Annotated in this window: 7 protein-coding genes; all 7 read left to right on the top strand. The window is 72.2% G+C overall.

Going from position 1 to position 10,209, the window contains the following annotated elements:
* A partial coding sequence (gene dnaE / locus B8460_RS09365) for a DNA polymerase III subunit alpha (RefSeq protein ID WP_048861329.1) occupies nt 1–2,976 on the top strand: 2,976 nt, incomplete at its 5' end.
* A 107-nt stretch (nt 2,977–3,083) separates the two neighbouring features.
* Nucleotides 3,084–3,938, top strand: coding sequence for an MFS transporter (locus B8460_RS22880; protein ID WP_199445594.1), 855 nt, complete (start codon nt 3,084–3,086; stop codon nt 3,936–3,938).
* On the top strand, nt 3,920–4,645 hold the full coding sequence (locus B8460_RS22875) for an MFS transporter (RefSeq protein WP_199445593.1): 726 nt from the start codon (nt 3,920–3,922) through the stop codon (nt 4,643–4,645). Before B8460_RS22880 ends, B8460_RS22875 begins: the two co-directional genes overlap by 19 nt.
* Nucleotides 4,646–4,859: 214 nt before the next feature.
* On the top strand, nt 4,860–5,921 hold the full coding sequence (locus tag B8460_RS09355; protein WP_048861328.1) for a glycosyltransferase family 61 protein: 1,062 nt from the start codon (nt 4,860–4,862) through the stop codon (nt 5,919–5,921).
* Nucleotides 5,922–5,990: 69 nt separating this feature from the next.
* The gene (locus B8460_RS09350) at nt 5,991–6,857 is read left to right on the top strand and encodes an alpha/beta fold hydrolase (protein WP_048861327.1); all 867 of its coding nucleotides are present in this window, start codon (nt 5,991–5,993) and stop codon (nt 6,855–6,857) included.
* On the top strand, nt 6,854–9,301 hold the full coding sequence (locus B8460_RS09345) for a hypothetical protein (protein ID WP_148360478.1): 2,448 nt from the start codon (nt 6,854–6,856) through the stop codon (nt 9,299–9,301). The genes B8460_RS09350 and B8460_RS09345 overlap by 4 nt, the downstream gene beginning before the upstream one ends.
* A 104-nt stretch (nt 9,302–9,405) precedes the next feature.
* Nucleotides 9,406–10,209 (top strand): protein-L-isoaspartate O-methyltransferase family protein (locus tag B8460_RS09340; RefSeq protein ID WP_148360480.1); only part of this gene is annotated, 804 nt, incomplete at its 3' end.

Here is a 10,209-nt window from a genome sequence, read left to right as displayed (position 1 = left end):
GCGGCCGCCCTGCTGGCCCGCCTCGCGGAGGCGTTTCCCGGCCGCGTCGCGGTCGAACTGCACCGCCACGGCCTCGCCGCGCAACGCTCGGTCGAGCCGGGACTGCTCGCGCTCGCGGACGCCGCCCGGCTGCCGCTGGTCGCCACCAACGACTGCTACTTCGCCACCGCCGCGATGCACGAGGCGCATGACGCCCTCCTGTGCATCGCCGAGGGACGGCCGCTATCCGACCGCAACCGCCGGCGCGTGACGCCGGACCACTGGTTCAAGCCGGCGGCGGACATGCGCGCGCTGTTCGCCGACCTGCCCGACGCCTGCGACAACACGCTGGCGATCGCCCGCGCCTGCGCCGTGATGGCGGAGACGCGCAAGCCGCTGCTGCCCGTCTGCCCGAAGGTCCGCCCCGGCGCGAGCGAGGACGAGACGGTGCGGGCGATGGCGCGCGAGGGGCTGGAGGCGCGGCTCGACGCGCTGGGTCTGGCCGAGACGGAGCGCGCCCGCTACCGCGAGCGGCTGGACTACGAACTCGGCGTGATCGCGCAGATGGGCTTCCCGGGCTATTTCCTGATCGTCGCCGACTTCATCCAGTGGGCGAAGGCGCAGGGCATCCCGGTCGGTCCCGGCCGCGGCTCCGGCGCCGGCTCGGTCGTCGCCTGGGCGTTGCAGATCACCGATCTCGACCCGCTGCGCTTCAACCTGCTGTTCGAGCGGTTCCTCAATCCCGAACGCATCTCGATGCCGGATTTCGACATCGATTTCTGCCAGGAACGCCGCGACGAGGTGATCGCCTATGTGCGCGGCGAATACGGCACCGACCGCGTCGCGCAGATCATCACCTTCGGCAAGCTGCAGGCCCGCGCGGCGGTGCGCGACGTGGGCCGCGTCCTCGGCCTGCCGTTCGGGCAGGTGAACAAGGTCGCGGAGCTGATCCCGAACAATCCCGCCAAGCCGGTCACGCTGCAGGAGGCGATCGACGGCGAACCCCGCCTGCAGCAGATGCGCGACGACGACGAGGCGATCCGCCGGCTGCTGGAAATCGCCCTCCAGATCGAAGGGCTGTACCGCCACGCCAGCACTCATGCCGCTGGCGTGGTGATCGGCGACCGGCCGCTGATCGACCTCGTACCGCTCTACCGCGATCCGCGGTCGGAGATGCTCGTCACGCAGTACTCGATGAAGCATGTCGAGCAGGCGGGGCTGGTGAAGTTCGACTTCCTCGGCCTGACGACCCTGACCATCCTGCAGCGCGCGGTGGGCTATCTGCGCGAACAGGGGATCGCGGTCGATCTCGACCGGCTGCCGCTCGACGATGCGCCGACCTATGCGATGCTCAGCCGCGGCGATGCCGGCGGGGTGTTCCAGTTCGAAAGCGCGGGCATGCGCGACGTGCTCCGCCAGATGCGCCCCGACCGGTTCGAGGACCTGATCGCGGGCGTCGCGCTGTACCGCCCGGGCCCGATGGCCAACATCCCCGATTACTGCCGCCGCAAGCACGGCGAGGTCTGGGCGCCGCCGCACGAGAGCCTGCGGGCGATGCTGGAAGAGACCTACGGCATCATGGTCTACCAGGAACAGGTGATGCAGATCGCCCAGCAGATGGCGGGCTACAGCCTCGGCGCCGCCGACAGCCTGCGCCGCGCCATGGGCAAGAAGATACGCGCGGAGATGGAGACCCACCGCGAGACCTTCACCGCCGGCGCGGTCGCGCGCGGCATCGAGCGCGACAAGGCGGCCGAGGTGTTCGACCTCATGGCCAAGTTCGCCGATTACGGCTTCAACAAGTCGCACGCGGCGGCCTATGCGCTCGTCACCTATCAGACGGCCTGGATGCGGGCGAACCATCCGGTCGTGTTCTTCGCCGCCTGCATGTCGCTGGCGATCAGCAACACCGACAAGCTCGCGGCGCTGAAGCAGGAGGCGGAGCGCGCGGGCGTGCGCATCCTGCCGCCCGACGTCAACCGCTCGGCCGCCGACTTCACGGTGGAGCGGCTGGAGGCGGGCGGCTTCGCCATCCGCTATGCGCTGGCGGCGGTGAAGAAGGTCGGCATGGCCGCGATGCAAAGCCTCGTCGCCGCGCGCGGCGACACGCCGTTCGCCGACATCGCCGATTTCGCCGCCCGGATCGACGCCCGCGCGCTCAACCGCATGCAGATCGAGAATCTCGCGCGCGCCGGCGCTTTCGACGCGCTGGATGCCAACCGGGCCCGGCTGCATGCCGCCGCCGAGACGATCCTGCGTCGCGCGCAGGCCGAGGAGGAGGCGCGCAGCTCGAACCAGATCGGCCTGTTCGGCGGCGCCGGGCCGGCGTCGGCGGTGGAGGCGCTGCGGCTTCCCGCCATGCCCGACTGGCCGCCGCTGGAGCGCCTCGCCTTCGAGGCGGAGGCGATCGGCTTTCATCTGACGGCGCACCCGCTCGACGCCTACGCGACCGCGCTGCGCCGTCTCGACGTGGTGCCGATCGCCCAGATCGAGGCCCGCGCGCAGGCCGGCGCGGGGCGGGTCAAGCTCGCGGGCGTCGTGGTCGGCGAGAAGCAGCGCACCACCCGCACCGGCAGCCGCATGGCCTGGGTCCGCATCTCCGACGCCTCCGGCGGGACGGAGGTCACGCTGTTCAGCGAGACGCTCGGCCGCGCACGGGGGCTGATCACCGCCGGCGCGCTGGTGCTGGTGACCGCGGAGCTGCGCCTCGACGGCGACGCGCTGCGGATCACCGCGCAGGACGTGGCGGCGCTCGACGACGCGGCGCGCGAGGCGGGGGCAGGCATGCGCGTCTGGCTCGCAGACACCGCCGCCGTCGCACACATACGCAACCTCCTGGCGCGCGAGGGGCAGGGTCGCGGCCGCGTCGTGCTGATCCCGCGCCTGGCCTCCCTGCGCGACGTGGAGATCGCCCTGCCGGACCGCTACAACGTCTCACCGCGTCTGGCGCAGGCAATGAAGGTCATCCCTGGCGTCGAACGGATCGAGGAGCTATAGCGCCGCGGCGGGACCGTGCCCCGCAGTCCCGCCGCGCGCGCAACCGTGATCCGCGCCGCTCATCTCGCACTTGCGAAAAGCCGCCCCCGGCGCCACGACTGTCCGTCATGCTCGATTGTACGGACAAAGACATTCCCGCGCCGCCCCCGGCGCCGCAGTTCAGCCATCAGGAGATCCTGCAGGTCCTGAGCGGCATCCTGCTGTGCATCTTCCTGGCGGCGATCGACCAGACGGTGGTGATCCCCGCCGTCCCGGCCATGGCGGCGGACCTCAAGGGCTTCGGGCACCTCGCCTGGATCGTCTCCGCCTATCTGCTGACGGCGACCGTGGCGACGCCGGTGTACGGCAAGCTGTCCGACATCTATGGCCGCCGGCGGCTGCTGATGCCGGCGATCGCCATCTTCGCCGTGGCCTCCGTCCTGTGCGCGCTGTCGCAGTCGCTGTGGCAGCTGGTCGCCGCGCGCGCCTTGCAGGGGATCGGCGGCGCCGGCCTGATGGCGATGGCGCAGGCGGCGATCGCCGACGTCGTGTCCCCGCGCGAGCGCGGCCGGTATCAGGGCTACATGGCAAGCGCCTGGGGCATCGCCTCGATCGTCGGCCCGATCGTCGGCGGCTGGGTCACGGATGTCGCGTCGTGGCGCTGGATCTTCTGGATGAACGTCCCGCTCGCGGCGGTGGCGCTGCTGCTGTGCAACCATGCGCTCAAGCTGCTGGTGGTGCGTCCGCGCGCCGCCCGCATCGACTACACCGGGGCGGCGCTGCTGACCGGCGGCGTGACCTGCTGGCTGCTGGTGCTCAGCTGGGGCGGCACGACGCTGGCCTGGACGGATCCCATGCTGTTTGGTCTGGTCGCCGCCGGCGCGGCGCTGCTGCTGGTGCTGACCTGGCACGAGCGTCGCGCGAGCGATCCGCTGCGCCGCCGCGCCTGTTCGCCAACCGGGTGGTGGTCAGCGGCACGGTGATCGGTTTCTTCGCCTCCGCCGCGCTGTTCGGCGCCACGTTCCTGCTGCCCCTGTATTTCCAGCTGGTCGGCGGCGCGGATGCGTCCGGCTCGGGATTCCTCGTTGTCCCCTTCCTCGGCTCGAACTGCGTCGGCGCCTATGCGGCGGGGCAGCTTGCGCGGCGGCTCGGGCGGACGCGGGCGCTGATGTGCGCCGGCGTCGGCGGCTGCGCGCTCGGCTTCGCCCTGCTGGCGACCGTCACGCCCGCGACGCCGCACGTGCTGACGATCGCCTGGCAGCTGCTGCTCGGCGTCTCGATCGGCGTCATCATGCCGACCAGCCTCGTCGCCACGCAGAACGCGGCGGAGCGGCGCGATGTCGGCACCGCGACGGGAATGCTGCTGTTCCTCCGCTCCCTCGGCGGCGCCTTCGGCAGCACGCTGGTGGGCGCCCTGCTGGCGGCGCGGTTCGGCACGGTGCTGCACGGCCTTGGCCTGTCGGTGCATGTGGACCTCAGCGAGATGCGGCTGCACGGCGCCCTGGCGGGCGTGCCGCCGGGGGCGGAGGCGGCGCTGAAGGCCGGCCTGACCGGTGCGTTCCATCTCGCCTTCATGGCCTGCGCCATCCTGATGGTGCTCGCGGGCTTCGTCGCCGTCCGCATGCGCGACCTGCCGCTGCGCACCGTCTCCGCCCAGGAGCCCGCCGAGGCGGCCGTCCTCGCGCACTGAGGACGGGCGGCCTCTTTCTCGCCGTCGCGTTCCCGGCTACCCAGCAGGGCACGTAGCCATGCGTGCGGGAGCCGGCGAGGTGAGTTTGCTGCGTCTCTGGTCTGGCCGCCGCCGCTCATCCGCGTCGCCCGCCGGCGCCGTGCCCGGGGCAGGGGCGGGGACAGGCGCGCCCGGCAGGCCCGCCTTCAGCGGCCCGGTGGTACCGCCGCCCGACATGACCGCGCGGCGGCTGGCCGAGGCGGCCGACCGGATCGTGATCGTCGATCCGAAGCGTCCGGTGCGCCCGCCCCCGTCCATGCCGGCGCTCGACCGTCCGCAGACCAATCCCTTCATCGGCGACGCCCTGAAGCCGATGCGGGTGCGGCATTACCTGCTGCGCGACGCCGTGCTGGACGCGACCACGATGATCCTCCTTTCCGGGGAGGCGCGGCTGCGCGAGACGGCCTATTGCCTCGGGGAAGAGACCTGGGGCGCCGTGCGGGTGCACGACCCGGCGCCGCCGGCGCCAGGGACGGACCGGGTGGTCATCGGCGCCAACCTGTGGGCCGCCAATTATTTTCACTGGGTCGTCCAGTCGCTGCCGGCGATCGACGCGGCGCTGCGCCGCAGGGACCGCTCCCGCCGCCCGGTCTCGGTCGCCCTGCACGCCGAGGCGCCGTTCCAGACGGCCGCGCTGGAAATCCTCGGCTGGGGCGACGTGCCGCGCCTGCGGCTGGAGATGGGGCGGCAATACGCGCTGCCGCTGGCCGAATACAGCGAGTTCCTGAGCGGCGAGCCGGTGTTCGGCCTGTCCGCGTCCGAGGCGGCGACCTTCGCCCGGCTGCGCGCCGCGATCCCGCTGGCGGGGCGGCCGCGGCGCCGTATCTACGTCGCGCGGACCGACGCCGCCGCCCGCCGCATGCGCAGCGAGGCGGCGCTGATCGACCGACTTGCCGCCGCCGGGTTCGAGATCGTCGTCCCCGGCGCGCTGACCTTCCGCCAGCAGGCCGCGCTGTTCCGCGAGGCACGGCTGGTGGTGGGCGCGCATGGCGCGGGGATGACCAACATCGTCTTCTGCGAGCCGGGGGCCGTCATCCTCGAACTGATGCCGGCGCACAACGTCAACGGCTGCTACCGGACGGTCGCGGCGCTGTGCGGCCTGCGCTACTGGGCCGACGCCTATCCGGACCCGTCCCCGGGCGGCGACGGGCCGCCGCATGTGCGCGACTGGGACCTTGACGTGGATCACGTGGCGTGGCGGGCGGCGGCGATCCTGCGTCACCTTGGCGACATCTGACTTGGCACGGCCGCCGCCGGTCGCGGGTGCGGGTTGACAGGACCGCCCGCGCGCTCGCACGAACGCCTCATGCGGGGTGTCCTGCGATTCGTGCCGCTGCTCGTGGCGGTTCTGCTGGCCCTGCCGCGCCCGGCGGCCGCGCAGGCGGTCGACCGCTATTTCATGACAACCGACGCCGTCCGCCTCCACTACCTGGAGGCAGGGCCGCCGCGCGCCCTCACGGTCGTGCTGGTGCCGGGCTGGACCATGCCCGCCTGGATCTTCCAGCCCCAGATCGCCGCGTTCTCGCGGCGCTGGCACGTGATCGCGTTCGACCCACGCGGCCAGGGCGAGTCCGACGTGCCCCGGACCGGCTACGAGCCGCTGCGCCGGGGACAGGACATCGCCGACCTGCTCGCGCGCCTCGGCGGCGGGCGGGTGGTGCTGCTCGGCTGGTCGCTGGGCGTGCTCGACGCCCTCGCCTATGTCCACGAGCACGGCGACGGGCAGCTCGCGGGGCTGGTGCTGGTGGACAACTCGGTGGGCGAGGAGCCGGCCCCGGCGCCGCACCGTTTCTACCGCCGGCGCGGGCCGCCGGTGCCGCATGATCTGGCGATGCGGCGCTTCGTCGCGTCGATGTTCCGCACGCCGCAGTCCGACGCCTATCTCGCGTCGCTGACCGAGGCGACGTTGCGCACCCCCGAATACGCCGCCCGCGCCCTGCTGTCCTATCCCGTGCCGCGCAGCTACTGGCGCGACGCCGTCTATATGGTCCATGCGCCGGTGCTCTACGTTGTCCGCCCGGGCTTCGCCGCGCAGGCCGGCAATCTGGCGCGCAAGGACCCGTATGCCGAGACAGCGGTGTTCAGCGATGCCGGGCATGCGCTGTTCATCGACGACGCGGACCGGTTCAACGCCCTGGTCGAGACCTTCATCACCCGCCGGATCGAGCGTTGACGTCGCCCCGTCGCTCGCTCTGGGCGCTGGCGCTCGTGTCGCTGGCGACCGTGGGGTTCGAAACCACGCTGACGCGCTATTTCGCCGTCGCGAAGTGGTCCGAGTACGGCTACTGGGTCATCTCCATAGTTATGGCGGGCTTCGCGCTGTCCGGCGTCGTCATGGCGCTGGCCCGCGACGCCTTCGCCCGCCGCGGTCCCGCCCTGCTGGCGGCGCTCCCGGCCGTGCTCGTCGCGACGGCGGCGGTGGGCTTTCACTACACGACGACCAACCCGTTCAATCCGCTGCAGCTGCAGAACCCGGCGACGTGGCAGCCGCAGGTGTGGAACATCGCCGGCTACTACTCCGCGCTCCTGCCCTTTTTCTTCGCGGCGGGGCTGTTCGTGGGGCTGTCGTTCATCCTCAACGACCGGCAGGTGCCGCGCGTCTATGCCTTCGACCTCGTCGGCGCGGGGGCGGGCGCGCTGCTGGTGCTGGCGCTGATGTACGTGCTGCACCCCTTCGATCTCGTGCCCGCGCTGCTGCCGGCGCTGGCGGTGGCCGCCGTGTTCGCACCGCGCGCGCGGCTCGCCGCGGTCGCCGCGGCGCTTGTCGCGCTGGCCGGCGCAGAGGGGCTGCTGCTCGCGGACAATCAGGCCGCGTTCAACGATTTCAAGGCGATCTATGCGCCGCTGCACACGCCCGGCGCCCGGGTCGTGGCCGAACGCCGGTCGCCGCGCGGCGACTACATGCTGCTCGACGACTTCACCGAGCGGGTGGACACCGACGTGTCCAACAATGCCGGCCTCCTCAACCTGCCGGGACCGCCGCAGACCTACGGCCTCTACCGCGACGGCAACCGGGTGGCGGCGCTGCCGAAGCCCGGGCCGCTCGACCTCGGCTACGCGGCGGCGGGGCTGGACGCGCTGCCCTATGCGCTGATCCCGCATGCGCGGGTGCTGGTGGCCGGGGCGTCCGGCGGATTCCGCGCAATGCTGCCGCTTGCGCTCGGCGCCGCCACGGTGGACGCGCTGGAGCCGGAGCCGACCTTGCGCGACGCGGTCGCGCACGGGCTCGGCCCGGCCCCGCCGCTGGCCCATGACCGGCGCCTGCGTCTGCTGGCGGCGAGCCCGCTCGACGTGTCGGGCATCGGCGGCCCCTACGACGTCATCGACCTGTCCGCCGACTATCTCGACGCGGCCGAGGACAATGCCGCCGCCTATACGGTGGAGGCGATCGCCGCCGACCTGCGCGCGCTGCGGCCGGGCGGGCTGCTGTCGCTGCCGGTCTCCATACGCGATTTCCCGGTCTATGCGCTGCGCGTTCTGGCGACGGCGCGCGCCGCCCTGCTGGCGGTCGGCACGACCGATCCGGCGGCGCACGTGATCGTCTACCGCTCCGCCTGGAACGTGCGCCTGTTGCTGTCGCCGACACGCTTCGACGGGGCGCGGATCGCGGCGGCGCGGGCGTGGTGCGACGCGCGCAGCTTCGACGTCTCGTATTATCCGGGCATCGACCCGGCCGCGCTGCGGGCGAATATCTACAACGACCTGCCGGCCGTCTCCTTCAGCCGCGGCGAGGTCACGGCGGAGGGGGCCGACGACGCCATCGCCGACGAGGCGCGGGCCGTGCTCGCCGGCCGCCCGACCCCATCCGGCGCCGATTTCAGCCTCGCGCCGGAGACGCTCGACCGGCCGTTCTACTACGCGGCGCTGCGGCTCGACCGGCTCGGGACCATCCTGCGCCGGGTGGAGATCCTGCCGCAGCCGGAGATCGGCGCCCTCGTCAACCTCGCCGTGCTGGCACAGGCGGCGATCCTGGCGCTCATCGTCCTGCTGGTCCCCCTGCTGGCACCATCGCGGGTGCGGGCCGCGCCGGGCGTGGTAGCGCGGGCGGTAGTGTATTTTCCCGCGCTCGGCCTCGGCTTCCTGTTCATCGAGATCACCGCGATCGAACGGGCGAGCCTCTATCTCGGCGACCGCGCCAACGCCTTCGCCCTCGTGCTGACCGGCATGCTGATCTTCTCCGGCCTCGGCAGCCTGCTGGCGGGACGGGCGCGCGGACCGTGGCGCATGGTGCTGCCGGCCGCCGGCGTGGTCGTGCTGTGGTGCGCGGCGGCGGCGCTGGGCGCGACCCCGGCGCTGCTGGCGAGCCTCGACTGGCCGTTTGTTGTGCGGGCGGGTCTGGTGCTGCTCGCGATCGCGCCGGTCTCGGTAGCACTCGGCACGTTCTTCCCGCTCGGCCTTGCCCAAGCGGGGCCGACCGGCTTCCTGCCCTGGGCTTGGGGCCTGAACGGTGCCTTTTCTGTCGTGGCGACCCCGCTCGCCAATCTCCTCGCGCGGGAGGCCGGTTTCGACCGGGTTCTTATCGCGGCGGCGTTGCTGTATGTGCTCGCTGCCGTTGCTTTTCCACTGTCCCGAAGGGAACACTCGTGGTTGCAGACCGCCTCACACGCCGCGGATTGATCGCTGCCGGCGCCGCCGGTGCCGCCCTGTGGGCGACCGCGCGGCCGGCCCGCGCCGCCGTCAACGCCGGAAGCGGCTGGACGCGGGAGGCGTATGAGACCGCGATGCGGGCGTCGGGGCGGCCGGTGTCGCTGTCGGCGTCGCAGTTCGACGCGATCCAGGCCCGCCGCGGGCCGGCGCTGCGGCTGATAGAATCATACCTGAAGGAGCGCCTCGGCCACGCTGACCCGGCCGTGGTGCAGGCGTTCGGCGAGGTCCCGCGCGAGTATTTTCACTATTACTACCCCGACCACCGCTCGACCGGCGGCGACGCCTATGACGATCCGCCGAAGCCCTGGCCGCTCGGCTACGGCTCGGCGCTATCAGACTATCTGGGGCAGGCCTACATGACGCAGGTCTGTCAGCCGAAGCCCGGCCAGACCTGCCTCGAGATCGGCACCGGCAGCGGTTTCCAGAGCGCGCTGCTGTCGCGCATCGTCGGCCATGCCTATTCGATCGAGATCATCGAGCCGCTCGGCCGCGCGGTCAGCCGCATCTTCGCCCCGCTCGGCTACGACAACGTCCGCACCCGCGTCGGCGACGGCTATTATGGCTGGCCGGAAGTGGAGGGCGGGTTCGACATCATCATCGTCACCTGCGCGGCGCAGTATGCCCCGCCCGATCTGTTCAAGCAGATGAAGCCCGGCGGGCGGATGATCATTCCCATCGGCCAGCCGTTCAAGCGCGGGCAGGTCCTGTACGTCTACACCAAGGACGCGGAGGGCAAGATCCACAGCCGCCGCGACATGGGCGTGTTCTTCATTCCCATGACCGGCGCGATGATGAAGCTGCCGCACCCGGCGCCCGGCACGGGCACGGGCGCGGGAGCTCCGCGGGCCAGTGCGGCCCATGCGCAGCCGGCCGCCGCG

The organism is Acidisphaera rubrifaciens HS-AP3 (genome assembly GCF_000964365.1).
Taxonomy (GTDB): domain Bacteria; phylum Pseudomonadota; class Alphaproteobacteria; order Acetobacterales; family Acetobacteraceae; genus Acidisphaera; species Acidisphaera rubrifaciens.
The sequence above is the reverse complement of the archived record's forward strand: the minus strand, read 5'-3'. Positions and strand labels throughout refer to the sequence as shown.

What these genes read in the sequence shown, in the direction of transcription:
- B8460_RS22880 (WP_199445594.1), top strand. Translation starts at nt 3,084, where the DNA reads ATGCTCGATTGTACGGACAAAGACATTCCCGCGCCGCCCCCGGCGCCG.
- B8460_RS09355 (WP_048861328.1), top strand. Translation starts at nt 4,860, where the DNA reads ATGACCGCGCGGCGGCTGGCCGAGGCGGCCGACCGGATCGTGATCGTC.
- B8460_RS09350 (WP_048861327.1), top strand. Translation starts at nt 5,991, where the DNA reads ATGCGGGGTGTCCTGCGATTCGTGCCGCTGCTCGTGGCGGTTCTGCTG.